Genomic DNA, 26,974 nt, shown 5'->3' on the forward strand with positions numbered 1-26,974 from the left:
ATTAACGTTGGTCATCAACCTCAACCCCATCCGGGATGGTAAATTGAAACTGACGGCTTGGTGGTGTTTGTAGCTTCACATTGTGAAAGGTAAATCGGCTTTGCTGCCCATCTTGCTCAATCACATTGAACCCTTGCACCATGCCTTGGCTATTAATCGTAATTTGAAAATGGCCTTGGTTAGATTCAAAAGAAATCGGCGTTAAGGTAAACACATCTCCTTCTTGTTCAACCTGATAAGCATCCCAGTCACTGGCCTGATTACGAGTCAATAGTACAAAAGGCGTTTGCTCTGTGGCCTGTTTTTGATCATAAATGGTCACTTGTTCAATAAACGGGCTGTAGTACCAAAGTGATTGCCCATCAGAAACCAATAAGTTTTCATCTGGTGCTGTGGTTTCCCAACGAAAAAAGCCGGGGCGAGCGATGTCTACCACTCCTTTCCCATCCATGACGGTTTCCCCATCAGGGCTAATCACTTGCTGGTTAAATTGCCCACTAAACCCGTCGGTTAACGCCAAACGTTCACTTAACGTCTCTTTCGGGGTGGCGAAGACGGAAAAACTACAAAAAAGCAATGCAGCCCATTTTTTCATTTTCATTTGACTCCTAGAAACCTTATTAGCAAGGTTATAACGGTTTTCTATCCTTTGTATGTCAATCTTAGGTAGAAAAAGTTCTACTGCCCGCAGCACTGTTTAAATTTTTTACCACTAGCGCAAGGACAAGGATCATTGCGTCCAACCGATTTATAAGGGTTCACATGCTGCACTTGAGCGCCTATCATCTGTTCATCGGCTGCTAACGCAACTTCATGCACCATAAGGTCGATTTGATCAATCATATGACTCAAGGTGGGTAATGTCTCATACCCAGCAGCTTTCATTGCCTCATGCGTTTGTTCTTCGTCAATAGCGAGCATCAAGGTAGTTAATAGCGCCTGTAGCATACGATACGAACCATCGGAAACCTGCGCCGATGCCCACTGTGTCTCAATCTGTGGCCATAAGGTCATAAACCCTTCTGCAAAATCTGCCAGCCCTTCTTCTTTACTCTGCACCTGTGTTTGCAATAAGTGCAATAAACCGTATTCATTGCTTTTTAATTTTTGGTATTGGGTGTGGATCTGTTGCGTAATGATAGGCTCAAGCTCCTCAGCCTGATCGGGGAAGAGCTCCGAAAGCCAAGATTTTGGATCCAGTGGCTGAATTGTAAAATTGGCGGCCAACACCATGCCTTCAATAAAAAGGGGGGATTCGTTCACCTCTAGCTGCGACAAGTTTACTAAGGGATAGATCATACGATTTTCTGTGTTGCACTAAGAATGGCGACAGTATAAACGTAAAGCCGATAAAGTTGCAGCCCATGATAACAAGCTATGGAGGAGAAGCAGATAAAAGAGGATGACTCGACTGGCAACTCCCTCTACAATCTCGCCTCTTTCTTTATTGTTAGCCACCACAGTTTTTATTATGCGCGTTATTTTAGGCCCGATGGAGGGCGTCCTTGATCACTTGATGCGGCAGATGCTCACCGAAATCAATGATTATGATTTTTGTGTCACTGAATTCGTTCGAGTGATTAATCAAGTTTTACCTGATCATCTGTTCTACCGTCTGTGCCCTGAGTTAAAACAGGCTTCAACTACCCCATCAGGCACCCCCGTCAAAGTTCAACTACTGGGTCAAGAGCCCGTTTGGATGGCTGAAAATGCGTTACGGGCCGCAGAACTGGGAGCGAGTGGAATTGACCTCAATTTTGGTTGCCCCGCTAAAACCGTCAACAAAAGTAAGGGTGGCGCAGCCTTATTAGAACACCCAGAGCTGATTTATCAAGTGGTGAAGGCATGCAGAGAAGCCGTTCCTCGCCACTTAGCCGTCAGTGCTAAAATTCGCTTAGGTTGGGAAGATCCGAATGACTGCTTTGAGATTGTGGATGCGATTACTCAGGCAGGAGCTGATGAGTTAACGGTTCATGCGCGCACTAAAGCGGGTGGCTACAAAGCGAGTGAAATTCAGTGGGAATATATTGATAAAATTCGTCAGACAAGCTCCATTCCTCTGATTGCAAACGGCGAGATCTGGAACCATGCCGATGGGCAAGCTTGTATAACCACAACAGGGGTTGATTCTTTAATGGTCTGCCGAGGGGCACTGAATATTCCTAATTTAGGGAATATGCTGAAATACGACCATCCGCCCATGCCATGGCACCAAGTGCTTGATCTCTTACTCAAGTATTCCGCTTATGAAGTTCGAGGGGATAAGCGAAAATATTATCCTAACCGAGTCAAACAGTGGTTTGCTTATTTGCGTCACGCCTATCCACAAGCCGCCGATCTCTTCCGTGAAATCCGGACTTTCACGGAAGTAGACCCGATCGTCTCTCATTTTCAGCGCTATCGTGAAAAATTAACCGACTAAAAAACTAGCTTATCTTTTCCAGAGGTTTTTGCCACATAGAGTTTTTCATCTGCGGCTTTGAATAGCTTATTAAAATCATCGCCGTCTTCACGATGAACAATGTGGACGCCACCCGAAACCGTGAAACCTTTCTCTAATAAGCGCGTCGAGTCACGACCGATGGCTTCTTTAACCCGGTGCATCACGGTTTCAATAATCGACTCTTCTGGGGCGGTAACATATAGCACAAACTCTTCCCCACCAAAACGAGCAACCGCATCAGTATCACGCAGGTGTGATTCAATCTGCTCACCAGTGTAGCGGATCACCTGATCGCCAACATCATGACCAAAACTGTCATTGATGGATTTGAAATTATCAATATCCAACACAGCGATCGCAATAAACGTACTGTGCTGCTTGCCCTGCAAAAACTCTTCCATTCCACGACGGTTAAGCAACCCAGTCATAGGATCACGAGCCGCTAAATCAGCGTAGTAGGTTTTTTCTACACGTGTATTTAGGTAAAACATGCCGACGACTGACATAAAATAGGCCAGCAAAACAGTATACAAGCTGGTTTGTCTGTCATAGAAAAAATGCCGGGCCTCATCCATCCAATCCCAGTGGTAATAAACTCGGTGGTTAAATTGAGCGTACCCTACTTCTAAAACTTTGGGCCGATATTGATAAGAAGCTAGCGGTTTTTCTTCATTAATTTTTTCGAAATTGATTTTTCCAACCAATCTTGTGGTTTTCTCTGTAAGTTTATCCACCCCAACGTCAATAGCGACCACGCCCTGAAATATTTTTTGATGGAAAATAGGAGCCGCCAATGTCACGGTATTGCTTCTTGATAGTAACCCTATCTGGTTACTTGGCCCTGTAACCGTCACTAAATTAGGTTGTTCCAATGCTAAATGCCAAAAGGGTCGTAGTTTTAAAGTCACTAGATTACTTTTTGTTAATTCTTTCACCATCGCATCGGGTGAAGAAATAACATAACCGCCATCAGCAATATAATGCACACCAACAATGTACTCATCCAAATCATTTAAAAAAGAGACCATCGGAGCGAGTGACATTTTTCGAGAAACACGTAAATAGGCGGGATGCGATTCATCACAGAGCTGTGCTTCACCAACCATCATGTAGCTCACTTCGATAGGAAACGCCGCATGGCTTTGAATATCTGTTGGCGTTAATGACTCTTTAGGCCACATTTTACATAGACCATCCACCACTTCATGTTGAAAACCAATCAGTGAAGCGGGTGTCGATTCAAAATAATTGGTAAAACTGTAGTCTAGCGCTACCATCATTTTGACTGCATGCCCAAGCTCACGCTCTATCCTGGTATATTCTTCATCAATATCACTATTGACCACTCTTAAGTGAGAATACGCCACAGAAGCCAATAGCATTAACGCAATAACAAATGGCAGCAAAATGATTTTTGCGTGATCACGCTTTTTCATTAAATTCTTTATATCCTAAAACAGACCATTAACCGAGCATAGGCTGATATATTCAAAGCTTAGCAACATTTAAGGCGGTCATTGGCTGGGGTGATTAGATTCATACGCAGAGTGATTAGAACCATCTACTGAATCAATAGATTATGCCAAATCACGAGTCACTATCTCTAACGAAATTGACTTATATTGGACAAGTTTAACCAAATCCTGACAGAACGCACGTATAAAAAGCCCTTTAACACAAAAATTAAAGGGCTTTTCTCTGTTGATGAGATTTTAGGAGATTAATTTAATAACAAACTATCATCGCTTAGCTCTTCGCCACGTACTTTAGAAAACATATCCAGCAGATCAGGAACTTGCATATTAGTACGCTGCTCTCCTGCAACATCTAAGACAATATTTCCTTGATGAAGCATCACGGTTCGATCGCCACACGCCAATGCATCTTTCATTGAATGCGTCACCATCATGACCGTTAAATTAAACTCTGAAACAATTTTTTTAGTCAGATCAATAATGAACGCGGCCATTCTCGGGTCTAATGCTGCCGTGTGTTCATCCAACAACAATAATTTACTGTCAGATAACGTTGCCATCACTAAACTAACCGCCTGACGCTGACCACCAGATAGCAAACCAATGCTATCACTCAAACGATCTTCCAACCCTAAACCTAAAATGCTGATCCGTTCTTGGAACAATCGACGTCGTTGACTCGATAACGCATATTTCCACCCTCTTCGTTTGCCACGCATATAGGCTAAGGCCATATTCTCTTCGATCGTCAAAGCGCCACAGGTGCCGGCTAATGGGTCTTGAAAAACACGAGCGCACAATGAGGCTCGTTTATCCACGCTGTGCCGAGTTACATCAAGCTCATCAATCAACACTCGCCCCCCGACCATTGGTGTCTCTCCGGTTACGGCTCCCAATAAGGTAGACTTTCCTGCACCATTGGATCCAATGACCGTAAGAAATTGATGCTCAGGTACTGTAAGCGAAACCCCTTTTAACGCTTGATTTTCTAAAATGGTGCCAGGATTAAATGTGACTTGGATATTTTCCAAATGGATCATAACGATTCTCCTGACTGATTTTTAACCTTTTTCGCTTTCGATGTTGATAGCCATGCTTTGTTCGAATTTCGTTTTAAACGAGGCATCACTAATGCCACCGCAACCAAAATGGCCGTGACTAAGTTAAGGTCGGAGGCTTGTAAACCAAACATTCCCGAACTGAGTGCAAAAGCAACCGCAAGCCGATAAAGAATCGAACCAATAATCACCGCCACCACAGCCACCCAGATTTTTTTCCCCGGAATTAACGTTTGCCCAAGAATCACGGCTGCGAGACCAACCACAATGGTTCCAACTCCGGAGGTGACATCCGCAAAACTATTGGTTTGAGCAAACAAAGCTCCCGCAAAGCCCACAAATCCATTAGACAAAGCTAAGCAGAAATAAGTATAAAACGCTGTACTGGCTCCTTGGGCGGCAACCATACGAGCATTGACACCTGTCGCTCGTAACCCAAGACCAAAATCACTATTAAGTAAACGAATCACCAAGATGGCAGCAATCAAAACTAATATCGCCACAATAAAAGGGCGCACCAGCATAGGATCACCTAAGGTTTCAAAAGGCGTTAATATGGTTTCTTCACCTAATAAGGCCATATTGGGCCGTCCCATAATCCGAATATTCACCGAAAAGGCAGCAATCATCGTGAGAATGGAAGCCAGCAAATTCATAATGCCACAACGTACAGTTAAAAAGGCAGTTACCCACCCCGTGGCTGCGCCAGCAAGAATAGCAAGCCCCGTAGCGAACCATGGGTTCACCCCTGCAACAATAGCGGTTGCCGCAACCGCTGCTCCCATCGGAAAACTGCCATCTACCGTTAAATCAGGAAAATCCAGGACTCGAAAAGTCAGGTAAATCCCCAACGCGACTAATCCGTAAATTAGGCCAATTTCTAGTGCCCCAAACAATGCAAAAGCAGACATAACCACTCCCTTTCTGCTTAAAAAGCTGGGCTGACTTGCCCAGCATAACAACGTTCTATTTGATGCTAGTGGCTCGATCTAAAACTGCACTAGGAATAACCATGCCTAACTGGTCAGCTGCCGTTTTATTAATTACTAAATCAGAACCTTGCGCAATTTTGACATCTAAGCTTCCCGGCTTAGCCCCTTCAAGAATATTGACGACATATTCAGCCGTTTGTAGCCCAATTTGGTAATAGTCAAACCCTAAACTCGCCACGGCACCACGATCAACATAAGAAGTCGCAGCGCCAAACACAGGGGTTTTCGCTTGATTAGCCGCGACGATCATTCCTTCTATGGCACTGGCTACCGTATTATCAATCAACGCATAAATAATGTCAGATTGGCCAGAAATAGCCTGTGTTGCTGATTGAACATCAGCACTACGTAGTGCCGTGGCTTCTGCCAATTGCAGCCCCTGTTCTGCTACCGCTGATTTCAGTAACGCCAGTAAACTGATGGAGTTTGCTTCACCGGGGTTATATACCACCCCAATTGTTTTAACATTAGGGAGTAATTCTTTAATTAATTCTACATGCTGTTTTATCGGTGAAAGATCGGACAGCCCTGTGATATTGGCCCCAGGCTGTTCCATCTGCTTAACCAATTTTGCACCAACAGGATCTGTCACCGCAGTAAAAACAACCGGAATGTTACGAGTCGCCGAGGCCAGCGCTTGTGCGGAAGGAGTTGCAATGCCAACCAGTACATCAGGGTTTTGCCCAACAAATTGGCGAGCAATTTGTACCGCAATCGCGGGATTACCTTGAGCAGTTTTAAAATCAAAGATTAGGTTCTTTCCTTCTTCATAACCTTTTGCTTTTAAACCATCGAATAACCCTTGGCGAGTCGCATCTAACGCTGGATGCTCAACAATTTGAGATACCGCCACTTTAACGGTTTTAGCCATCAGTGTATGGGAAGATAGTAACGCAGTTCCGGCTAGAACGGCGGTCGCGATAATTTTGCCTGCTTTCATCTTAACTCCTTGATTCAAAGCATTTTATTATTAATGTTGTGTTTTTGTTTCTTTTTATTGTGCATAAGGTGTGCAACTAACAACATTATTACCAGCAAGTTAGTGCAAAGGGAAGCTTGAGTTAACACAGAAATAACAAAAAGAAGAGGAAAATGTGGTAGCTAAAGCAAAATTAACAACCATCTTCTCTTTTTAGGTAGGAAGAAAAAGCAAGACATGATAAACACAGCCGTGAGACGACTTCATCGGTTTATCCTAGTACATAGTGAAATACATTAGAACCAACGCTCCAATACCGTTTTATCGAGCTGGCGAAAGGCTCGATTCAACACCAAGGCCAGCTCTTTATAACGGGGTTTAGACTTCATTGGTTCAAGCGCAAATCCGGTTTCAATGATCTTTTGGTGCAGCTCTCGATACCACCCCGCTAATGAAGGCGGCAATTGAGTGTTGGCACGGTTGCCTAGCCACCAAATGCCCTGCAATGGCAAGCTAATAGCAAACAACGCCATCACCACGGTTTGTGGCATTGCTTGAATATTTTGAAAGCTCATTTGAGTTAACACACTGATCGCCGCAATCGCAGGCATCACCTTGATGCCAAAACGCGTCGCCTTAATAATACGAGCTTCTGGAAACAGTAAGTTCAGCTCTTTTCGCATTGGCCACGTATCCATATACTTTTGGCCATCTCTTAAACTATGAATAATGCCAGATCGATTGCTCATGCTCGTTCCTCACTGTTTCACGACAGTATTGATCGTTTTAGTTCACTCTTACTAAAAAATAGTTGAAGAATTCAACAAATGACGTAAAAATTTGACTAAAACTAATATCGCTTCAAATTTTTTTTGTTATATTGAGTCATTATCGCTATCCTTTGCGGACTCTCAATCTCATTGTTGCTGTTATTTACAATTTAGGCAACCGTGAGACTAAAAAGCATGGAAAGCAGTATTGATGGGACCGTTTTTGTTCCACCTTTTTAATAAGGATATTCGCTGTTTTATTGACCAAGATTAGTTCTCACTTTTACCGAGTTCAGCTATTCTTGTGATTAAATTTTATCCTAACCGATCATTACAGGTAGTTATACATGTCAAAGCTAGTTTTAGTTTTAAACTGCGGTAGTTCTTCTTTAAAGTTCGCGGTTGTTGATGCAGAAAACGGTACTGAGCATCTCTCCGGCCTTGCAGAATGTCTACACCTTCCTGAAGCACGCATCAAGTGGAAACTTGATGGTAAACATGAAGCACAACTTGGAAATGGTGCAGCCCACGAAGAAGCGCTTGCATTTATGGTTGAAACCATTCTTGCTTCTAAACCAGAACTAGCTGAAAACCTTGCAGCTATTGGTCACCGTGTTGTGCATGGTGGTGAACAGTTCACTCAATCAGTTCTTATTGATGATGCAGTCATCAAAGGTATTGAAGACGCAGCCACGTTTGCTCCTCTACATAACCCTGCACATATTGTTGGTATTCAGGCAGCGAAAAAAGCATTCCCACACCTCAAAAATGTGGCTGTGTTTGACACCGCATTCCACCAAACAATGCCAGAGCAAGCATATTTGTACGCGCTTCCATACCATTTGTACACTGAGCACGGCATTCGCCGTTACGGTATGCACGGAACGTCTCACCTCTTTATTGCGCGTGAAGCCGCTGAGCGTTTAGGCAAACCTGTAAATGAATTAAACATTATCAACTGCCACTTAGGTAATGGTGCTTCTGTTTGTGCGATTAAAAATGGCCAATCGGTTGATACCTCTATGGGTCTAACACCACTAGAAGGCTTAGTGATGGGAACTCGTTGTGGTGAAATTGACCCAGCGATTATCTTCCACCTACACGATGCGCTAGGTTATTCTGTTGACCAAATCAACACCATGTTAACCAAAGAATCCGGTCTGCTTGGTTTAACTCAAGTGACTTCTGACTGCCGTTTTGTTGAAGACAACTACGGTCAAAAAGAAGAAGCCACTCGTGCGATGGATGTTTTCTGTCACCGTCTAGCCAAATACGTTGCGGGTTACACAGCCAGCCTTGATGGCCGTTTAGACGCGATTGTCTTTACTGGTGGTATCGGTGAGAACTCTGCCCCCATTCGTGAAATGGTCTTAAACCGCCTTGCCATTTTTGGTATTAACGTTGACAGCGAAGCAAACCTTAAAGCTCGTTTTGGTGGAGAAGGCGTTATTACCACAGCAGATAGCCGCGTTCCTGCCATGGTAATTTCTACCAATGAAGAGTTGGTTATCGCAGAAGATACTGCTCGTCTGGCTGATATCTAATTAATTATCTGGCTAACTTCACAGTTAGCCAGATTTTTTTAGGGGCTCAAGACCTATTCTTCATGGAATACGGCGTTGGGCTTTGTTCCTTTCAATCTAAACCCCTTTAGATTGCAATCAATAGTGTTGAGGTACTTTACGAATGTCCCGTACTATTATGCTTGTTCCCATCAGTGCTGGTGTTGGTTTAACCAGTGTCAGCATGGGGCTCCTTCGTGCCATGGAGCGCAAAGGTGTAAGTGTTTCTTTTTATAAACCGATTTCACAACCACGCAGTGGTGGCGATCAACCTGATCTCACCTCCACCATCATCAGTCATAATAGCGATATGAAGATTGGCGAACCAATGCCAATGTCTACCGCTGAAGCCTTGATCGGTGGTGAAAAAATGGATGTTCTACTAGAAACCGTCGTAGAACGTTATAACCAAATCATTGTTGATTCTGATGTCACCTTGGTTGAAGGTTTGGTGCCGACGCGTAAGCACCCTTTTGCAAACCAAGTTAACGCAGAGATAGCGAAAACACTGGGTGCAGAAATCGTCTTTGTTGCAACGCCAGGAACGAATAATCCAACTCAGCTCAAAGAGCGTATTGAAGTTGCCTGCTCAAATTTTGGTGGAACAAAGAATAAAAACATCTCTGGTGTGGTGATCAATAAATTGAACGCCCCTGTCGATGATGCTGGCCGTACTCGTCCTGATTTGTCTGAAATTTTTGATGATGCAGATAGTGCGAAACAAGCTAACCTTGAAGTGATGCAAATCTTCAACAGCAGTCCAATTCGCGTATTGGGTTGTGTGCCTTGGAATGTTGACCTAATTGCAACTCGCGCTATCGATATGGCAAAACACCTAAAAGCAGAAGTAATCAATGAAGGCGATATCAATACTCGTCGCATTAAAAGCATTACTTTCTGCGCTCGCTCTATCCCACACATGATTGAGCATTTTAAACCCGGTTCACTGCTCGTCACTTCTGCTGACCGACCAGATGTTATCGTGGCTGCGGCTCTTGCTGCTATGAATGGTGTAGAAATTGGTGCGGTACTGCTGACTGGCGGTTACGATATGCCCAATGAAATCGTTAACCTGTGTAAACCTGCGTTTGATACTGGTCTACCGATTTTTAAAGCACAAGGTAACACTTGGCAGACATCTCTAAACCTACAAAGCTTCAGCCTTGAAGTCCCTGCGGATGATAAAGAACGCATCGAATTTGTCAGTGAGCATGTAGCAAGCCACATTGATGGCCCTTGGATTGATACACTCACTGAAGGCACTCAAGCCACTCGTCGTTTGAGCCCACCAGCATTCCGTTACCAACTGACTGAATTTGCTCGTCGTGCTAATAAGCGAATCGTACTGCCTGAAGGTGATGAACCTCGTACCGTGAAAGCGGCGGCTATCTGTGCGGAACGCGGCATTGCTCGTTGTGTGTTGCTAGGTAACCCAGACGAAATCAAACGTGTTGCAGCGCTACAAGGTGTGGAATTAGGTGCTGGCGTTGAAATCATTGATGCCGATGCCGTACGTGAAAACTATGTCGCACGTTTAGTTGAGCTTCGTGGTGCCAAAGGCATGACCGAAGTCGTTGCGCGTGAAAAATTAGAAGACTCCGTTTTCTTAGGCACTATGATGCTGGAAGCTGATGAAGTGGATGGTTTGGTTTCTGGTGCGGTTCATACCACAGCCAACACCATTGTACCGCCTTTCCAAATCATCAAAACTGCGCCTAATGCGTCTATCGTTTCTTCTGTATTCTTTATGCTTCTGCCGGATCAAGTATTGGTTTATGGTGACTGTGCCATCAACCCAGATCCAACGGCAGAACAGCTAGCTGAAATTGCGATTCAATCTGCCGATTCTGCAACCGCATTTGGTATCGAACCACGTGTAGCGATGATCTCCTACTCTACAGGGACATCTGGTAAAGGTGCTGATGTTGATAAAGTGCGTGAAGCAACACGTATCGCACAAGAAAAACGTCCAGATCTTATGATTGATGGTCCACTGCAATACGATGCCGCTATCATGGAAAACGTGGCTGCTTCTAAAGCACCTAATTCTCCTGTTGCCGGTAAAGCGACGGTCTTTGTTTTCCCAGACTTGAATACGGGTAATACCACTTATAAAGCGGTACAACGTTCAGCAGATCTTGTATCTATCGGTCCAATGCTGCAAGGTATGCGCAAACCGGTTAACGATTTGTCTCGCGGCGCTTTGGTGGATGATATTGTCTACACTATCGCTCTGACTGCGATTCAAGCGGATCAAGATCAGAAATAAACCCTCGATTTTTTAAAGATTTACAGGCAAAAGTAAAAGCCCTCGATTTTAATCGAGGGCTTTTTTATCCTTTCTCAGCTAAGATGATCGCGTCCATGTTCAGATTCTAAGTCCAAATCAGGCCCGACAGGCACCACTTGTGTTGGGTTAATCGTGGTATGGCTAAAATAGTAATGACGTTTAATATGATAAAAATCCGTCGTCTCTTTAATTCCCGGTATTTGATAAAGTTCTTTCAAATAACCACTTAAATTCGGGTAATCTGCAATACGCTTTTTATTACACTTAAAGTGACCCACATACACCGCATCAAAACGAATCAAGGTAGTAAATAATCGCCAATCGGCTTCTGTTAAAACTTGCCCTGCCAAGTATCGATGTGTCGCTAAATGCTGGTCAACTTTATCTAAAGCAGCAAACAGCGATTCATACGCTTCTTCATAAGCTTCTTGCGTTGTTGCAAACCCACAACGGTAAACGCCATTGTTAATATTTGGATAAATAAAGTCGTTCCACTCATCGATCACTCTGCGTAACTCTGTTGGATAATAATCCACATGGTTGCCCGTTAATTCATTAAACGCTGAGTTAAACATACGAATAATTTCTGAAGACTCATTGCTCACGATAGTCTGAGTCTTTTTATCCCACAGGACAGGTACCGTAACACGGCCAGTATAATCAGGCTTGGCCTGAGTATAGACTTGATGCAGTTTAGTGTGGCCAAATAACGGCTCAGGAATACCAAACTGCCAACCTTGGCTTAGCATATCAGGGCAAACAACTGTGACATCGATATGTTCTTTAAGCTGTTTTAGTTCACGAAAAATTAAGGTTCGATGTGCCCAAGGACAAGCTAAAGAAACATATAAATGATAACGACCAGACTCCGGTGTGAATATTGCGTCCGGCTTATTTTCGATCCAATCACGAAATCCCGCATCTTCACGAACAAATTTTCCACCGCTGCTTTTGGTGTCATACCATACATCATGCCATACACCTTCAACTAACTTACCCATGATTCACCTCACGTTTATTGCTCTGCTGTATTGATTACCATTATAGGCATAGGCGACTGCGACAAAACCGGAGGAAATTGGCTTAGTTGTTCGAAATTTTTGAAGGTAAGAAATAAAAAGAGCCACGCATCACCAGAGAGAGTCGACGTACGTGGCAAAAGTAGAGAAAGTGTCGTTCTTATTAATTTAGTAAATATCAACCCGACGGTTCTGAGTTCGACCTTGCGCTGTATCATTACGACTTAACGGTTTTCTTTCTCCATAAGAAATCACTTCAGTGTAAATGGGTTGATTAGACTGTTGCTGTAAATAAGCTGTCACGGACTGAGCTCGACGTAAACCGAGCGAAAAGTTGTACTCATCACTACCAATATTATCCGTATGCCCTTCTACTTTTAGGGTTTGATCATGCTGTAAACGTTCGATTATCTGCGCCAAAATATAACGTGAAGAATCCGTCAGTTCTGAGCGATCAAAAGAAAAATAAACCCTAGCTAAAAGATCACTATCTGGAGTGACAGAAGACTTAGCATGACTCAATAAATATTCTACACACTCCCCCTGAATACCTGCTTGTCGCATCTGCTGCTCAACAAAAGTAAAATTGGCAGAATACCGTTCTTGATCTTCAATTTGAGGAAAAGCACCTTGATTAAGATGGACTCGACGCCCTTCTGCAACTTGAACTTGTAGCTCAAACTCTAAATCCGGATTATTACAGTAATAGTGTAAAGCGTTTTGTCTTGTCGGTTGTTCAGTTGCGGTAACCACAGTGCTAGCCACCAGAACTAGAACGATGAAAAGAGTCTTTACTGTTATTTTCATTATGGAAATTCCTTTACTGGAGGAGGTAAATACTCCGCTAAAAAATCACTTAAGGGATAATGTTGTGTGATTCGTCCTGAACGAACCATGATAACTTCCGGTAATTGCCTAATATTTCGCCACATAACGCCCTTCACCATCATGGAGGTACTGAATTTCACCTCGAAATGGCTTCTCCTGACTTGCCGAATCAATAAGATAAATGTGCTCTGCTGGAATGCTTTTTTGCTCAAAAACCAAAGAATTCAGTTGATCTACCTGCTCTTGCTGGTATGGATCATCACTATTAATAAAAATCAGATAATGGTTGGCATAACTGAATTGACTAATCATCGCAAAAAAAGCCAGAAACCCTTCACTTTTTTCATCGTGCCAAATGCCCTATTTCTTCAGTGATCAGTTCTAAAATTTTGTTGATGATGTCATTTTGATTTTCTGCTTTAAAAACATTTTCTTGTCCAACACAACTCCCCATTTCCGGATACTTTTCTAATTCATAATCAAAACCCACCGCGGCCAATCTTGCATTAACTTTTTTTCCATCTTCAGATACTTTTGAATTTAATTTAGTATGAATAGTCGAGCAGAGATTAGCATTAATTAATTTACTCGTTGTTTGACGGTATGAATCTTGACCATCCGATAAGATAATAATCAACTGCCTTGGATTTTCACCTTGATGATAAGCCATTTGTGCACCACGGATTAACCCAGCATACGAAGAGGTTCCACTTCCTGAGTTTCTTGGAATTGAAAAATTAGATGAAAAAATACGATCCGTAATTGACTCCATATCTTCAGTTAAAATAATATCTTCAAAATAGGAAACATTAGTCACTCTATTTGAATTTATTGCTTGGTGAGCAATAGAATCCATAGTAAAGATGTCTCTTACCGTAGCCGTTTCATTAATGAGATCACTATTTCTTCCTGGATAATAAGAATCACACTTCACTTCTTTTAGATAAGAGGAATGGGATGAATTTGCACTTCCTCTACAAATTAAATGATCTCGAAAAGCCCGAGTATTACCAGACCTTTGTACCGTATAGAAATCAAAGCCAATAATCGCTAGTCTATTTTTATTCGACTCATCTTTTGTATAACCATTAAACAGTTCTAATTCATGCGCTATAACTTTTATAATATCTTTTAAATCAAGAAACTTTCTTTTCGAACCCCCATCCCAAAAATCATACATAGATGCTGAAAAATCCGCTACCAATATAACATCCACAGTCTCAGAGTGATATTTCCGGGTGATAGACCCATCAGAAACCTGATAACTTTCACCAAAACCAATAATGGACTCATTACCGGGAAACCAAGTGGGTTGAGTAATACTTGCGGTGACACGATATTCAAAAAATCGCCGTTCTTGATTTCGACAATTTGAATTATCCTCACAATTTAATTTCGTAATAGAGATATCTTTATCTTCCACCGTCGCTAATGGGAAATAATACTGAACATAGCTTTTGGCTAACGTTTTATCATCAGATCCTTGCCCAGCAACCGCAAGGCTCGCCACCTCTACGGCTTCAAGTAAACGGGCTTTATCTTGTATTGCTCTCGCACCATCAGTACCTAACGCAAAGACACCAAACAAAATGGGAATAAAGAGAGCAAATAAAATTGCTGCATGGCCAGACTGCTTTTGAATACGGTGAATCATGACTACCTCCCCATTGTTATCGAACGGCTAGAAACTCGGGAAAAATCGCGACCGATTAACTCTCCAAACCAGCTATCCGTGTCATAACAAAGCGTCACTTGATATAGCGTCGCATGCCGACCAAAAGTGGTGACAAAATCGAGTGAGGCATCAGGGCTTTGACTTTCACAGTCAATTCCCCTGTGATAAGGCAAAACAACATTAACGCCATTACGAACAATATCTAATTGAAAACCAAATTTCTTATCATTAAAGTTCCCCGTCGTTCGGTGTAATGAGCGGCGTACAATGTCATAAATAGTATTAACTTCTGTTTCCTCAACCGAAAAATTATCGGCTCCGGCTAATTCGGTTCTTTCTTTAATAATGCTCACCGCAGAATAGGACATACGATCTAACTTTCCTTTATAGGCTAGCTTTACCACAATATCTGCACTGAATACTAATAATAGAGCAAAAAACACCCCAACGATGGCAAATTCCACGGTAAAATTACCCCATTGATTAATGAGTGAACGTTTCACGTTGATACTCCTGAATCACAATAACTTCACGGGCAAATAGCGTTTCACGGCTTAAAAAGAAACTAAAAATAGGCTGATAATCATAACTAATATGGTAAACCGCTATCGCCATGTCTTTAGGGTCATTACAGTTAAAAGCCTCTTCCCCTTCTCCTAAACAGCGAGTTTCATAGTTATGTAAATCATCTAAGTGTTTAACAAATTGGACTCTCGCTTTGAATTTATTCGCATCCACAACATAATGCCATAGGCTATTTTCTTCATTAAGCAACTGATTAAATTCCGTGACATAATTAATGCCATCGGTTTTTTTAGCTTCTCTTGCTGCTTTTGCAATAGCGAGATCCCCCAAGCTGGAAACGTAAGAAATAAAACTCATCTCAACCCAAGCCATACACATCAACCAAAAAGCAAAAAATCCGCCCACAAACTCTATGGTTGCGATCCCTTTCTTGGGCAAGAGCGCGTAGTTTTTCATTCTTTATCTCCCCATTGCTGGGAGTGAACCGCATCAATCGGCTCATTAAGTGCCACATTTGACTTATTTTCTAATAAGACCGGAGAATCATTTTTTGCTGAAAATTGAAAGTTAGTGGCTAAATTTAAGCTACGTAATGATTGATATAATAGGATAATGTCTTCTTCATTATATTGACCCGCATAAAAAGCCAGTAAATGGTTTAAACTCCCCATTTTAGCCATGATAATAGCCAAATTTGCTTTAACTTGCTCATCGGCTTCTCCATTTAAATATATAGGTAATAAACGTGCAGCCGCGCTAGTATAATTTTCTTCTAACATATCGATTAATGCCAAATTGTTTTTAATCGTCATATCATCAAACATTAATACCCTTGCTTGCGTAAATAAATCTCTGGATTGAATAAAATCCCCTTGCTGAGCACGAATAATTCCAAGTAAATTAATGACTTTAGCATCGGTTGGATTCTTTTCTCGCGCCATCGCTAAGGAATGTTCAGCCGCTTCAATTTTCCCTAAACGAAAGAGCGCAACACCTTGTAGATAAAAGGCTTGATCGGTTGTTTGATCACGATTCATTAATGGGGTCAAGGTAAATAAAGCCGATTCGGCGTCTTGATAATTTAAGTAGGCTTCCGTGAGCTTTAACCGAGTTTCACTTTCTTCACGCTTTTGTAACTGACTTTTATAAAAATCAATCAACGCGGGATAATTTGAAGTTTTTTTATAAACTTGCTCTTGATCAACCGGACTTAATTCTATATCTCTACTCGCAGATTTTGTTTGATTTCCTGAGGTGGAAACACAACCAGAAACCGTGATGACGAAGAGAAAAAGTAATATTATTTTATGCATTGACCATCATCCTCATTATCCCCGGTGCCGCAATTAAAATCACAATCGGCACCATGATAAAAATAATCAATGGGATCGACATCTTCGCCGCCAATTTCCCAATTTTTTCTTCAATTTGTAACATTTGTACTTCACGAATGTCTGCTGATAATGTTGTTAATACACCGTATATAGAACTACCGTATTGCAAACTTTGCTTTAATGTCATGACGAAACTACGCATCTCATTAGAGGGAACCCGTTGGTAAAGTTCGTCAAGCGCTTGCTCTAAGCCCACTAAGCGTGCTCTGTCATCGGTTTTTACCAGCAAATAACTAATATCTTTATCAAACCCTTTCATCTCTTTTGCTAAGTAGCTAATGGATGATTCTATCGTCATCCCGGTTTGAACACATACCGCCATCAAATCTAATAAATAAGGTAATTTGGCAGAAATTTTGTAACTCAGTTGCTTTGAACGTATGGCTAAATAACTGTCTGGCAGAATTAAGCTGATCACCAACCAAATCGCCACAGCAATAGACAGACTGTTACCAGACCAATGAAAACGTAGCGACAAGGCGTAACAAACAAAGCATCCCAATAGCAATACCGTATATTTTATCGGCATAAAATAGGTCGCCAGTTTCGGGTTGTAAAACCCTGCAGCTAAAAACTTTTGTTGTACTTGCTGTTTATCAGAAGAAAAAAAACTATTGAGCAAGCGAGACAGTTGCTCAAGCCATGTTGACCTGACTTTTTCCTGTTCATGATGGTGAAAATCTTGCCATAGTTGTTTCTTTCGTTCACGACGCAACGAAGCAATCAGTAATAAGGCACCAATGGCAATGGCGATAATCGAAAATAGACTACCGAGTGAAGCTTCCAACCAAGGGAATATTTTATCGAACACTCTTCATCAACCCCCATACAATGGCAATACCGATCGCCTCACTGATCAACACATAGTAGAGAATGGGGCGTCCACCGGGATCAAACATGACAAACTCATAGTTTTCCGGGCTGAGGTATTGCAAAATAAACAAGAAGAAGAAAGGTATGGCTGCCACAATTTTGGCGGACGTTCGCGCTTCTGAAGTGAGTGCATATTTTTTCTTCTCAATAGCACGAGCATTAAAAAGTAGCCGGTTTAAGCGTAAAATAATTTCTTTAAGTTGCCCTCCTCGCTGCATATTGGCGCGTAGCGTAATAACGAAGAAGTGGAAAGAAGGATAAGGAAACCGCAAGCAGGCTTTTCGAAAAACATCATCGGGTGACTCACCTAACTGCAAGCGCTTGCCCATAATTTTAAATTCTTTACCCACTTCATTATTGAGCGTATTACCAACATACATGATGGCATGAGTAATACTCTCTCCTGCGGAAACGGCGCTACTGAGCATGTTGAGCGCATCAGGAAAATTTTCTTCAAACTGGTTTTGTTCACGCTTTCTTAGCCAAAGGTAAGCAAATAAAAGCCCAGCGAGGACAGTGATCACCACGACCAACCAGACGGAACCACGGACAAAACGCTGGTTAAATTCTATTCCTAAAAAAATCAGCACACAGAGGTAACTCACGACTTTAACAATGGCAAGATGACCGAGTTGCTTATTGAGGTTACTCCAAGCCTGCGTGGCTCTATCTTTCCAAGATCTATCAGAAAGTGATTTAATATCAATCGCTTGTTGCTCAGATGTCATGGAGTCAACATACACAGTTCGAGAGAACTGATCCAAGTAATCATAACGTTCGCTCTTACGTTTACGTTGAGCAAGCAGAAGTAAAATTACGCCAACGAAAATAAGCAGTATGGCTATCATGCTCACTTCTCCCCGACTTCACGAAAGGCTTTAGTCAAGTTCTCTTCTAACCCGAAAAAACGCGCCTTTTCGTACAGAACCGATCGTTGCATTAAGCCTGAAGTAATAAAGCTGCCGTTCACTTTACCGTTTTCGCTTTGTCTAAGATTCGGTTGAAAACGGAAAATTTCTTCCAGTACTACGTTCGAACCTTCTAGCCCTACCACCTCTGTAATGCTCATGACTTTACGGCTACCATCATGAAGGCGATTAATTTGGATGATGAGATCGACCGCACTCACTATGGTGCGGCGAATGGCTTCCAACGGTAAACTGCTGGTTGCCATCATTACCATAGACTCCACTCGAGCCAAAGCATCTCGTGGCGTATTCGCGTGAAGTGTCGACATGGAACCATCATGCCCCGTATTCATGGCTTGTAGCATTTCAAACGCTTCTGCGCCTCGACACTCACCCACAATGATTCTATCCGGCCGCATCCGCAGCGAGTTGATCACTAAGTCTCGCTGGTTGACTAGCCCTGTGTTTTCTATGCCCGCGGTACGCGTTTCCAAACGCACGACATGTGGCTGCTGTAAACGTAATTCCGCCGCATCTTCAATGGTAATAATGCGTTCATTTTCGGAGATAAACTGGGATAACGCGTTCAGCATGGTAGTTTTTCCCGACCCTGTTCCTCCTGAAATTAAAATATTTAACCGGCATCGAGCGGCAACCATGAGTACTTGCGCCATTTCTGGGCTCATTGCTCCAAATTCACAAAGTTTGGTTAAGTCGATGCTCTGTTTTTTAAACTTACGAATCGAGATAGCCGTTCCATCAATGGCTATCGGTGGAATAACGATGTTAACCCGGCTTCCGTCTTGTAAACGAGCATCACAGGTTGGGGATGATTCATCCACTCGTCGACCAACACGGGCTGCAATCCGTTTGGCAATATCTAATAATTGCCTTTCATCAATAAAATCTATGTGGGCTTTTTCAACCAGACCGCCTCGCTCAATAAAGATGTTTTCATGACCGTTGATCATGATATCGCTAATGGATTCATCATCCATCAAGGTTTGCAAAGGGCCTAACCCGACCAACTCATCCACCAAGTTTTTCACAAACTCTTGGCGAATGACTTTAGGCACGGTTAACCGTTCACGCTCAATCAACAACTCAATCGCTCCATTGAGTTGTTTGGCCAGTTGATCTTTGGTCATCTGAGCGATGGCTTCGGGCTCCAACGCATCAAAAATTTGCTTGCGCAGTCCTACATAAATCGCTTTTGCACCTATCATGATTTTTTCAACCATTGCTGGATGTGTTGCAAGAAGCTTCCCTTCGCTTGAACAAGCGTTTCACCTAGTAATAGTGAGGTCAGTTGTTTCAATGGCTCAGCCGCTTTCAACTTGGACGCGACCACGCGCTTGTCTTCCAAAATCGTGGAATTAATCGCGTCACAATAGGGGATCTCAACATCGATAGGTTGCTTAAGAATTGTTTCCGCTTCCTGCTTCCCAGCCGTTGCTAATTTACTGGCAACGGTATGGTTAAGTACGGTAATTAAGCGCAATGCAGAGTTACTATTAAGTTTATGCACTCGCTCTTTCAACCGAGCGGCTTCACGGACAGAAGAAACGGTTGGGTCAATCACCAGCACAACCATATCAGCATGAGCAAGAAATTTATCTGCCTCCAAGCTAAAGCCTACTGAAGAAGAAAGGTCTTCTAAAATAAAATTAACCTCCTCTGAAAGCTGATCGACAACCGCATTGGAATAGTCCAACAAAGATAAGGTATCGAGCTGTTCTGAAGCGAGGGCCAGCATGGACAACATCGGATTTTGTTTATGCAATAGGCTTTGCGCAGATGCGCTGTCCAATGATGAGGCCAGTGAACCTTTTTGGATTTTCCGTTTTTCTAATTTACGAATGCCCATCAAGATATCTAAGTTGCCGCCATGGTAGTTTTGCTCAACCACTAGACAAGAGGTTTTACGAGCTGAACTGAGCTGATGCGCGACTTCAGCGGTAATAAAACTGGTTCCTACGCCACCTTTACTACCAAGAATACTGATGTATTTGGCCCGACGTTTTTTACCAGGTCCTCGGTGGCTACTGCGCTGCCGATTATCATAAACACTACGCACAAAATCGATGAATTCTTGTTTACTGACGGGCCAAAACACATAGTAGAAGCCCATCGCTTTTAAGTTACGAATGGTAGAGATAGCATCTTCACTGCCCACCACTATCACGGAGGCATGGTTAGGGAGCAAGTGGCTAATTCGTTCTGCATCCGTGCTCACATCTTTACTATTATTTAGCTCAACAATCACGATCTCGATGTCAGATTGACGAACATGATCAGCGATTTGGTCATCTTGGTTTCTCGCCATTGCCGGAGGAACAATGCCTTCAAATCGAAAGGCTTCCTGCACGAGTTCTTGGCACTCAACCGTCTGATAAAACAGTACCGAGGTTATTTTTTGCTGCTCTATCGTTTCGGTTTGCTGTTTCTTACTGAGTAAATCGACTAAATCAAACATATTTTAGCTACTCCCCACGCTGAACTTTATTTTCTGGTAATAACATTTTGTGGGGATTTACCATCGACTGCCAGCGCATACTTTCTGTAAAACATCCCGAACCTTCTTGCCCAAAGCGGCTCACCTGAGCATATGGACACACAGGGACAACCACTTTATGCGCTAAAATTTCCATTTGAAAATCAAAATGTTGCCCGAACCCTGATGGAACTTGTTTAATCCGTAAGTGTTCTGGAGCCACACCTAATGTTCGCAGCTTTTGCATCGTTTTTTCTGCAAAACGTTGGCCATGAGATGTACTCCAATACAGAATGATTTGCTGTGTCACAAGCGCGGAATGCTGTTCACGTAAAAATGTCTCTAATCGAGTTTGAGCTTTAGCTTGCTGCTGGTGGTCGGTTTGTAAAGCCAACGTGGCATACACAGGGTACACATCGATGGCTGGGCCCGGTTGATCAGCTCGACCTGAACTACACCCCATTAGTACGACTAAAATCCCAAGCATCACGATTGTTTTTTTCATTGCTTAAACCCTCCCGTGGCGAGAATTTGCTGGCTCAACTGCTGTTCTACTCGGCTTTTTTCCGGATCTAGAGCAAAGAAACGCTCTAACGTTGAGGTTCGTTGCATACTCGGTAGCTGAATGCTTGATGGTTGAATGGGTTGAACTAAGTTCACGGTCGCAATGATCACTAATTCCGTTTTATTGCGGCTGGTTTCAGTGTGACGAAATAACGCACCAAGGACAGGAATATCGCCAATAAAAGGGATTTTTCTCAGTCGTTCACTTTCTTCTTTATTGAGCAACCCACCTAAAACAAAACTTTGTCCATCACCTAATTCAACCGTTGTTCTCGCTCGGCGAGTTTTTAGTGAAGGTAAGTTGTAGGTATCATTCGCATATTGGGTATCCAGTGAGCTAACTTCTGGCATTAATGAGAGCCGAATTTTATCGTCACGCAATACTTTCGCCATCATTTCTAACCGAACACCAAACTCTTTATAAAGAACGTTAGTGCCTCCATCAACAATCGTGACAACGGGTAATTCTCCCCCCACCAGAAAACTGGCAGTTTCTCCAGAAATGACCGACAAATTCGGCTCAGCTAACACCTGTCCAACCGTATCGTCACCAATGGCACTGATCAGAGTCATAATGTCGCTGCTGCTAAACTGTCTTAGTGGATTCACAAAAATCCCACTATTTTGTCCACTACTCCCAAGCTGGATACCAAACTTTTCCATAAAAGATTGAGAAACTTCGGCAATCGACAATTTCACATTAACCTGTTTGGTACTGGCAACTTCTATGTTATTCACAACCCCTTCAAATCGGCGACGCTGCATAAATTCCATTTTGTAAGTATTATCATCACCAAGATCCCATTCAATATCGGTATCTAATGAATTTTTTCCGAGCAGTTCGCCAACCAGTAGATTAATTTCATCTCGTTCTTTTTCGGTTGCAACGGTACCACTTAGCACCACTTGTTCACCTAAGTTGTAGACGGTAACTTCTGCATGAGGGTACTTCATTTGAATTTGCTGCTGGATGTGCACCATACTTTTATTCACCACTAGCCGCCGGCTGGCTAAAGTTTGGCTGTTATCACCAAAAACAATGAGATTGGCATTACCCACCTGTTTGCCAAAAACAACAACCGTGCGTCGATCAATCACTTGATAGTCCGCAACTTTAGGGTCTGAAATAAAAACTGATTGGATTTCACTCTCCATTCTTAAGGTTTGCGCATCACCTTCGGCTAAATTGATCATGCGCTGAGCCATAACGGGTACGCTCAATCCCCCAAGTAGGATCAAAAGTAATAAAGAAAAATAGCGATGAATCATAATCCGTTCCTTAGCGTACCGTGGCTTTATCTGCACGATATTCTTGTATGGCTTTGTAATCGGTTAACACATCACCCGCATTGGCCGAAAGCTCACTTGCTATGCGCTTGCCAGTAGAAAGGTGGATCTCTATTTGTGCAATATTCCGAGCAATGGTTAATGTGGCAACTTGCTTACGGGTCAACTCTAAAATGACGCTGGCTTGCGAGGTTGTTATTTCATTACGTCCTTTTTCTTCACGGATCTGCTGTTGATTCACTTGCAACACTTTGACTCCCATCAAAATAGGAGTGAGTGACACGGTTTCAAAACTGCGCACCGTTTCATCATTAGCCAAGTTTTGTTTCAAAGAAGCGAGCGCTAAAATATCGACCAAAGACCCCGGTTGAATAACACCACCAATGATTGACGCTTCTTGGACCTGAATGGGAAAAGGCACATGATCCGGTGTTAATATCAAGTCGATATAACCGGGTTGGTTAGGAACCAGCAGCATTTCAGGCCAAACCACAGCCCCTTGTCCTAATGGCTGAGTAATTCGCATCTCCGGTGTAAAATCGATAGTCATATCTTGATTTACCCCCAAAGCCAGTGCTTGAGGTTCATCTATAGGGCGTAGTTCTAGATCCGCTCGAGTAATTTGTTGTCCTTTTTCTAATGGATGGCGAGCAAACCATACTTGCCACTGCTTAGCGGGCACAGGTTGTGACTCTACCGCCAACGTAGATTGAGCCGGAGGAGGCGTAGCTGGGGCAAATAATCCATAGCCACCAGCGGCTATCGCAAGGAGAGCCAATGCGATTAAAAGCTTGGAATTCATTTCACCGTCCCAAGTGAGAGAAATTATAAAGAAGAGAGATAAATGGCAAAACCGCCAACTAAACTAATGGGAACTCCATAAGGAATACCTTTCTGGCGTACTGCTGTTAAATCGGTACAAAGACCATAAAGCAGGTAACCAAGAGCCATAATTCCACCTATCACTGTGATACCAACTATGGTCAATGGCAGATAATCCGGATGAATACCTAAACTGAGGACTGCCAAAAGTTTAGTATCTCCCGCAGCCAATAATTGAAAATAAAACAGTACTAAACCGATTAATAAAATCGCCAAGGTATAGGGCAGAACAGACCAATTAGGCTGGGTTAACCAGCCTAAGAGGACAAGAACCAATAATAATAAAATACATTTATTATCCAGATACCGTTTATAAATATCAGATGCTGAAAGTACTAATAATAAAAACAGACCTAGTAATTGTATTATTAAATGAAGTTCCATCTATATAAGCTATTGCTTATTCGCACTACCAATATTTGTTGTAATCGTTGCTACCGCATCTGTTAAAGCTTTTTTAAGGCCGTTATCACTTTGAAATACAGCAAGAACAATAGCTGAAACAGCCACCCCGATAATCGCATATTCAATGGCGGTAACACCGCGTTGATCTTGAGCGAAAGAGTCCAACAGTAAGCGAGATTTAACATATAATTTTGTCAACATGGAATTTTCCTTTTTTTATCATATAAACGAAATTTGAGAGTGACATCACCAAATTTCATTCCACTGGCGCAACTTTAACATTCACATTTTATATGTCTACAAAAGACATGATCAAAAATGTGGATTTAAAGACACAATCTCAACCACGAGACAAAACAGAGTATCAACCACAACTTAACCGATAATTAACCCAATAAAGACCATACAAAACGTGATAGGTATCACGCATGGTGATGGATAAGTTACATTCATTACAATCAGTAAATATAGGCCTTATATACCGATATCAGCCAAGTGATCAGCAACAGGTCGAAGATTCGATATTTTAGAAAAGAGGAGGGAGAATGAAGGGACAATAGCCGTTTATCAATATCCACTTCCCCCTAATTTATGGCTAGGGGGAAGCGTATTCATGAATCAAAGATTAACTTGCAGGCAAGAGACCGCGTGTTGATCGCTGCCTTGAATGCTGGGCCGCGTTTGCGCACAAGCCTCGGTCGCTTGCGGGCAGCGAGTTCGAAAAACACAACCCGAAGGCGGGTTAATCGGCGAAGGTAAATCCCCTTCCAGCATTTGAATGGTTTTACTGCGTTCAATTTTAGGGTCAGGGATGGGTACGGCTGACATTAATGCTTTGGTGTAAGGGTGCAAAGGGTTGGCAAATAACGCATCTGCAACCCCTAATTCCACCGCATTGCCTAAGTACATCACCAAGACACGATCAGAAATATGCTTAACCACTGAGAGATCGTGAGCAATAAAGACCAAAGATAACCCTAACTCTTTTTGCAGTTCTTTTAATAAATTCACCACCTGAGCTTGAATTGACACATCCAATGCAGAGACGGGTTCATCACAAATGATCATTTTAGGGTTTAAAATCAACGCTCGGGCTATTCCAATCCGTTGACACTGCCCGCCTGAGAATTCATGCGGATAGCGATTGATCACATTAGGCAATAAGCCAACTTTAGCCATCATTTCTTTGACACGATCTTTGACTTCTTGCTTCGACAGTTCAGGGTAAAATGTCTGTAATGGCTCAGCAATAATATCTCCGACTGTCATACGAGGGTTAAGTGAAGCAAGTGGGTCTTGAAAGATCATCTGAATGTCTTTGCGGGTATTACGACGCTTCACCGCATTCAAACGCGTCAGATCTTGTCCAAGCCAAACGACCTGCCCCGCGGTGGCTTCCACTAAGCCGATGATCGCTCGGGCAAACGTCGATTTACCACAGCCTGATTCTCCTACCACGCCTAAGGTTTCCCCTTCATATAAACGAACGTTCACCCCGTCAACGGCTTTTAAGGTCACTGGCTTGCTCCAAGGCCACGCGGACTTAGTGGCGATAGAAAAATGGACTTTTAAGTCTTTAATATCTAATAATAGTGATTTTTGATTGCTCATTTACTCCAAGCCTCCCAATCAGAAAAACAGGCACGCTGACGTCCACCTGCAAATGGCGTTAAGATCGGTGCTTCACGCATACATCGGTCCATCACTCGATGGCAGCGTTCTTGATACGGGCAGCCCGGAGGTAAACGAAGTAAGTTGGGTGGGTTACCCGGAATGGTGGGTAACACATCCCCTTCGGTATCTAAACGAGGGATAGCCTTGAGCAATCCTTCGGCATAAGGGTGGCTGGGGCGGTAAAAAATATCCTCAACGGAGCCATACTCCATCGTTCTTCCTGCATACATCACTAGCACTTTGTCACAAGAACCCGCCACCACCCCCAAATCATGGGTAATCATAATAATGGCAGTGTTAAACTCTTTTTTCAGCTCATTGAGCAAGTCCATAATCTGTGCCTGAACGGTCACATCCAAAGCCGTTGTTGGCTCATCAGCAATCAATAATTTCGGGCGACAAAGCAGGGCCATCGCAATCATCACTCGCTGACGCATACCACCAGAAAATTCATGTGGGTACATAGTAATGCGTTTACGTGCTTCGGGTATTTTTACCGCCTCCAGCATACGAACGGATTCTTCAAACGCTTGCGCTTTGCTCATTCCCTTATGCAGCATCAAAACTTCCATCAATTGATCACTCACCTTCATATAAGGGTTCAGTGAGGTCATTGGGTCTTGAAATATCATGGCAATTTGCTCAGCGCGGACTTTGTTCAGCTCTCGCTCAGGCAAGTTAAGAATTTCTTTCCCTTCAAACTTAGCACTGCCTGAAATTCGACCATTTTTTGCAAGCAATCCCATAATGGCAAAAACGGTCTGCGATTTGCCAGAACCGGATTCGCCCACAATACCCAACGTTTCTCCTTGTGTCAGAGAAAAGTTCAAATCATTAACTGCAGTGACTGTGCCATCTTGAGTGGTAAATTCAACCCGCAGATCTTTGACATCTAATAAGCTCATTATTCTTTCCTTAACCTCTGATTCCTGTGGGG

General features: G+C 42.8%; 28 protein-coding genes. 3 read left to right on the plus strand and 25 right to left on the minus strand.

Going from position 1 to position 26,974, the window contains the following annotated elements:
* Position 1 precedes the first annotated feature (1 nt).
* Both lolA and EXA13_RS09190 read right to left on the minus strand, forming a co-directional pair.
* Positions 2 to 595, minus strand: coding sequence for an outer membrane lipoprotein chaperone LolA (lolA, locus tag EXA13_RS09185; protein WP_238130812.1), 594 nt, complete (start codon positions 593 to 595; stop codon positions 2 to 4).
* Between the two features lie 83 nt (positions 596 to 678).
* On the minus strand, positions 679 to 1,299 hold the full coding sequence (locus EXA13_RS09190; protein WP_238132908.1) for a YecA family protein: 621 nt from the start codon (positions 1,297 to 1,299) through the stop codon (positions 679 to 681).
* A gap of 172 nt (positions 1,300 to 1,471) precedes the next feature.
* On the opposite strand from EXA13_RS09190, the gene dusC reads away from it, so the two are divergent.
* Entirely contained in the window at positions 1,472 to 2,422 is a 951-nt protein-coding gene (gene dusC / locus EXA13_RS09195) for a tRNA dihydrouridine(16) synthase DusC (protein ID WP_238132909.1), read from the plus strand.
* Here dusC and EXA13_RS09200 read toward each other — a convergent pair.
* The 5 genes from EXA13_RS09200 to yfbV all read right to left on the minus strand — a co-directional run bounded on the left by EXA13_RS09200 (position 2,419) and on the right by yfbV (position 7,636).
* Complete coding sequence (locus tag EXA13_RS09200) at positions 2,419 to 3,879, minus strand: sensor domain-containing diguanylate cyclase (RefSeq protein WP_238132910.1); 1,461 nt, start codon at positions 3,877 to 3,879, stop codon at positions 2,419 to 2,421. The genes dusC and EXA13_RS09200 overlap by 4 nt on opposite strands.
* A 284-nt stretch (positions 3,880 to 4,163) precedes the next feature.
* Positions 4,164 to 4,958 (minus strand): ABC transporter ATP-binding protein, encoded by a 795-nt coding sequence (locus EXA13_RS09205; protein ID WP_238130725.1) that lies wholly within the window; start codon positions 4,956 to 4,958, stop codon positions 4,164 to 4,166.
* A complete protein-coding gene (locus EXA13_RS09210; RefSeq protein WP_238130724.1) occupies positions 4,955 to 5,887 on the minus strand; it encodes an ABC transporter permease in 933 nt (310 codons plus the stop codon). The genes EXA13_RS09205 and EXA13_RS09210 overlap by 4 nt, the downstream gene beginning before the upstream one ends.
* Positions 5,888 to 5,942: 55 nt before the next feature.
* Positions 5,943 to 6,908: an ABC transporter substrate-binding protein gene (locus EXA13_RS09215; protein WP_238130723.1), complete on the minus strand. Its 966-nt coding sequence runs from the start codon at positions 6,906 to 6,908 to the stop codon at positions 5,943 to 5,945.
* A 275-nt stretch (positions 6,909 to 7,183) separates the two neighbouring features.
* Positions 7,184 to 7,636 (minus strand): terminus macrodomain insulation protein YfbV, encoded by a 453-nt coding sequence (gene yfbV / locus EXA13_RS09220; protein ID WP_238130722.1) that lies wholly within the window; start codon positions 7,634 to 7,636, stop codon positions 7,184 to 7,186.
* Positions 7,637 to 8,004: 368 nt separating this feature from the next.
* On the opposite strand from yfbV, the gene EXA13_RS09225 reads away from it, so the two are divergent.
* Together EXA13_RS09225 and pta are read left to right on the plus strand one after the other, a co-directional pair.
* Positions 8,005 to 9,201 carry an acetate kinase gene (locus tag EXA13_RS09225; protein ID WP_238132911.1) on the plus strand — a complete coding sequence of 399 codons (1,197 nt, stop codon included), beginning with the start codon at positions 8,005 to 8,007 and terminating at the stop codon, positions 9,199 to 9,201.
* A 142-nt stretch (positions 9,202 to 9,343) separates the two neighbouring features.
* Positions 9,344 to 11,488, plus strand: a complete 2,145-nt coding sequence (pta, locus tag EXA13_RS09230; RefSeq protein WP_238132912.1) for a phosphate acetyltransferase — start codon at positions 9,344 to 9,346, stop codon at positions 11,486 to 11,488.
* 74 nt (positions 11,489 to 11,562) lie between these two features.
* Here pta and EXA13_RS09235 read toward each other — a convergent pair whose 3' ends face one another.
* The 18 genes from EXA13_RS09235 to EXA13_RS09320 form a co-directional block, all read right to left on the minus strand.
* Positions 11,563 to 12,510 carry a glutathione S-transferase family protein gene (locus EXA13_RS09235; protein WP_238132913.1) on the minus strand — a complete coding sequence of 316 codons (948 nt, stop codon included), beginning with the start codon at positions 12,508 to 12,510 and terminating at the stop codon, positions 11,563 to 11,565.
* 186 nt (positions 12,511 to 12,696) lie between these two features.
* On the minus strand, positions 12,697 to 13,335 hold the full coding sequence (locus EXA13_RS09240; RefSeq protein WP_238132914.1) for an OmpA family protein: 639 nt from the start codon (positions 13,333 to 13,335) through the stop codon (positions 12,697 to 12,699).
* A 108-nt stretch (positions 13,336 to 13,443) separates the two neighbouring features.
* Positions 13,444 to 13,668, minus strand: coding sequence for a hypothetical protein (locus EXA13_RS09245; RefSeq protein WP_238132915.1), 225 nt, complete (start codon positions 13,666 to 13,668; stop codon positions 13,444 to 13,446).
* A 31-nt stretch (positions 13,669 to 13,699) separates the two neighbouring features.
* Positions 13,700 to 15,010 carry a TadE/TadG family type IV pilus assembly protein gene (locus EXA13_RS09250; RefSeq protein WP_238132916.1) on the minus strand — a complete coding sequence of 437 codons (1,311 nt, stop codon included), beginning with the start codon at positions 15,008 to 15,010 and terminating at the stop codon, positions 13,700 to 13,702.
* Positions 15,011 to 15,012: 2 nt separating this feature from the next.
* Positions 15,013 to 15,534: a tight adherence pilus pseudopilin TadF gene (gene tadF, locus EXA13_RS09255; protein ID WP_238132917.1), complete on the minus strand. Its 522-nt coding sequence runs from the start codon at positions 15,532 to 15,534 to the stop codon at positions 15,013 to 15,015.
* The gene (locus EXA13_RS09260) at positions 15,515 to 16,012 is read right to left on the minus strand and encodes a TadE family protein (RefSeq protein ID WP_078924827.1); all 498 of its coding nucleotides are present in this window, start codon (positions 16,010 to 16,012) and stop codon (positions 15,515 to 15,517) included. The genes tadF and EXA13_RS09260 overlap by 20 nt, the downstream gene beginning before the upstream one ends.
* Entirely contained in the window at positions 16,009 to 16,869 is an 861-nt protein-coding gene (locus EXA13_RS09265; protein WP_238132918.1) for a tetratricopeptide repeat protein, read from the minus strand. Before EXA13_RS09265 ends, EXA13_RS09260 begins: the two co-directional genes overlap by 4 nt.
* Entirely contained in the window at positions 16,862 to 17,761 is a 900-nt protein-coding gene (locus EXA13_RS09270; RefSeq protein ID WP_238132919.1) for a type II secretion system F family protein, read from the minus strand. Before EXA13_RS09270 ends, EXA13_RS09265 begins: the two co-directional genes overlap by 8 nt.
* Positions 17,751 to 18,671, minus strand: a complete 921-nt coding sequence (locus tag EXA13_RS09275; RefSeq protein ID WP_078924829.1) for a type II secretion system F family protein — start codon at positions 18,669 to 18,671, stop codon at positions 17,751 to 17,753. Before EXA13_RS09275 ends, EXA13_RS09270 begins: the two co-directional genes overlap by 11 nt.
* Positions 18,672 to 18,673: 2 nt before the next feature.
* Positions 18,674 to 19,957 (minus strand): CpaF family protein, encoded by a 1,284-nt coding sequence (locus EXA13_RS09280; RefSeq protein ID WP_238104614.1) that lies wholly within the window; start codon positions 19,955 to 19,957, stop codon positions 18,674 to 18,676.
* Complete coding sequence (locus tag EXA13_RS09285) at positions 19,954 to 21,207, minus strand: AAA family ATPase (protein WP_238132920.1); 1,254 nt, start codon at positions 21,205 to 21,207, stop codon at positions 19,954 to 19,956. Before EXA13_RS09285 ends, EXA13_RS09280 begins: the two co-directional genes overlap by 4 nt.
* A 7-nt stretch (positions 21,208 to 21,214) precedes the next feature.
* Positions 21,215 to 21,730 carry a hypothetical protein gene (locus tag EXA13_RS09290; RefSeq protein WP_238132921.1) on the minus strand — a complete coding sequence of 172 codons (516 nt, stop codon included), beginning with the start codon at positions 21,728 to 21,730 and terminating at the stop codon, positions 21,215 to 21,217.
* Positions 21,727 to 23,058, minus strand: coding sequence for a type II and III secretion system protein family protein (locus tag EXA13_RS09295; protein ID WP_238132922.1), 1,332 nt, complete (start codon positions 23,056 to 23,058; stop codon positions 21,727 to 21,729). The genes EXA13_RS09290 and EXA13_RS09295 overlap by 4 nt, the downstream gene beginning before the upstream one ends.
* 10 nt (positions 23,059 to 23,068) lie before the next feature.
* Positions 23,069 to 23,878 carry a Flp pilus assembly protein CpaB gene (gene cpaB, locus EXA13_RS09300; RefSeq protein ID WP_238132923.1) on the minus strand — a complete coding sequence of 270 codons (810 nt, stop codon included), beginning with the start codon at positions 23,876 to 23,878 and terminating at the stop codon, positions 23,069 to 23,071.
* 23 nt (positions 23,879 to 23,901) lie between these two features.
* A complete protein-coding gene (locus EXA13_RS09305; RefSeq protein ID WP_238132924.1) occupies positions 23,902 to 24,342 on the minus strand; it encodes a prepilin peptidase in 441 nt (146 codons plus the stop codon).
* A gap of 9 nt (positions 24,343 to 24,351) precedes the next feature.
* Positions 24,352 to 24,564, minus strand: coding sequence for a Flp family type IVb pilin (locus tag EXA13_RS09310; RefSeq protein ID WP_238132925.1), 213 nt, complete (start codon positions 24,562 to 24,564; stop codon positions 24,352 to 24,354).
* A 417-nt stretch (positions 24,565 to 24,981) separates the two neighbouring features.
* Positions 24,982 to 25,974: a murein tripeptide/oligopeptide ABC transporter ATP binding protein OppF gene (gene oppF / locus EXA13_RS09315; protein ID WP_238132926.1), complete on the minus strand. Its 993-nt coding sequence runs from the start codon at positions 25,972 to 25,974 to the stop codon at positions 24,982 to 24,984.
* Entirely contained in the window at positions 25,971 to 26,942 is a 972-nt protein-coding gene (locus EXA13_RS09320; RefSeq protein WP_238132927.1) for an ABC transporter ATP-binding protein, read from the minus strand. The genes oppF and EXA13_RS09320 overlap by 4 nt, the downstream gene beginning before the upstream one ends.
* Between the last annotated feature and the right edge of the window lie 32 nt (positions 26,943 to 26,974).

The organism is Vibrio cincinnatiensis, from assembly GCF_022113815.1.
Lineage (GTDB): Bacteria > Pseudomonadota > Gammaproteobacteria > Enterobacterales > Vibrionaceae > Vibrio > Vibrio cincinnatiensis_A.

Coding starts and splice junctions, on each gene's coding strand:
- EXA13_RS09295 (WP_238132922.1), bottom strand. CDS start 23,058: ATGATTCATCGCTATTTTTCTTTATTACTTTTGATCCTACTTGGGGGA.
- lolA (WP_238130812.1), bottom strand. CDS start 595: ATGAAAAAATGGGCTGCATTGCTTTTTTGTAGTTTTTCCGTCTTCGCC.
- EXA13_RS09310 (WP_238132925.1), bottom strand. CDS start 24,564: ATGTTGACAAAATTATATGTTAAATCTCGCTTACTGTTGGACTCTTTC.
- cpaB (WP_238132923.1), bottom strand. CDS start 23,878: ATGAATTCCAAGCTTTTAATCGCATTGGCTCTCCTTGCGATAGCCGCT.
- EXA13_RS09320 (WP_238132927.1), bottom strand. CDS start 26,942: ATGAGCTTATTAGATGTCAAAGATCTGCGGGTTGAATTTACCACTCAA.
- EXA13_RS09245 (WP_238132915.1), bottom strand. CDS start 13,668: ATGATTAGTCAATTCAGTTATGCCAACCATTATCTGATTTTTATTAAT.
- EXA13_RS09235 (WP_238132913.1), bottom strand. CDS start 12,510: ATGGGTAAGTTAGTTGAAGGTGTATGGCATGATGTATGGTATGACACC.
- EXA13_RS09305 (WP_238132924.1), bottom strand. CDS start 24,342: ATGGAACTTCATTTAATAATACAATTACTAGGTCTGTTTTTATTATTA.
- EXA13_RS09290 (WP_238132921.1), bottom strand. CDS start 21,730: ATGAAAAAAACAATCGTGATGCTTGGGATTTTAGTCGTACTAATGGGG.
- EXA13_RS09240 (WP_238132914.1), bottom strand. CDS start 13,335: ATGAAAATAACAGTAAAGACTCTTTTCATCGTTCTAGTTCTGGTGGCT.
- EXA13_RS09280 (WP_238104614.1), bottom strand. CDS start 19,957: ATGATAGGTGCAAAAGCGATTTATGTAGGACTGCGCAAGCAAATTTTT.
- EXA13_RS09260 (WP_078924827.1), bottom strand. CDS start 16,012: ATGAAAAACTACGCGCTCTTGCCCAAGAAAGGGATCGCAACCATAGAG.
- EXA13_RS09215 (WP_238130723.1), bottom strand. CDS start 6,908: ATGAAAGCAGGCAAAATTATCGCGACCGCCGTTCTAGCCGGAACTGCG.
- EXA13_RS09265 (WP_238132918.1), bottom strand. CDS start 16,869: ATGCATAAAATAATATTACTTTTTCTCTTCGTCATCACGGTTTCTGGT.
- oppF (WP_238132926.1), bottom strand. CDS start 25,974: ATGAGCAATCAAAAATCACTATTATTAGATATTAAAGACTTAAAAGTC.
- yfbV (WP_238130722.1), bottom strand. CDS start 7,636: ATGAGCAATCGATCTGGCATTATTCATAGTTTAAGAGATGGCCAAAAG.
- EXA13_RS09250 (WP_238132916.1), bottom strand. CDS start 15,010: ATGATTCACCGTATTCAAAAGCAGTCTGGCCATGCAGCAATTTTATTT.
- EXA13_RS09210 (WP_238130724.1), bottom strand. CDS start 5,887: ATGTCTGCTTTTGCATTGTTTGGGGCACTAGAAATTGGCCTAATTTAC.
- EXA13_RS09225 (WP_238132911.1), top strand. CDS start 8,005: ATGTCAAAGCTAGTTTTAGTTTTAAACTGCGGTAGTTCTTCTTTAAAG.
- dusC (WP_238132909.1), top strand. CDS start 1,472: ATGCGCGTTATTTTAGGCCCGATGGAGGGCGTCCTTGATCACTTGATG.
- EXA13_RS09275 (WP_078924829.1), bottom strand. CDS start 18,671: ATGATAGCCATACTGCTTATTTTCGTTGGCGTAATTTTACTTCTGCTT.
- EXA13_RS09205 (WP_238130725.1), bottom strand. CDS start 4,958: ATGATCCATTTGGAAAATATCCAAGTCACATTTAATCCTGGCACCATT.
- EXA13_RS09285 (WP_238132920.1), bottom strand. CDS start 21,207: ATGTTTGATTTAGTCGATTTACTCAGTAAGAAACAGCAAACCGAAACG.
- EXA13_RS09200 (WP_238132910.1), bottom strand. CDS start 3,879: ATGAAAAAGCGTGATCACGCAAAAATCATTTTGCTGCCATTTGTTATT.
- pta (WP_238132912.1), top strand. CDS start 9,344: ATGTCCCGTACTATTATGCTTGTTCCCATCAGTGCTGGTGTTGGTTTA.
- EXA13_RS09190 (WP_238132908.1), bottom strand. CDS start 1,299: ATGATCTATCCCTTAGTAAACTTGTCGCAGCTAGAGGTGAACGAATCC.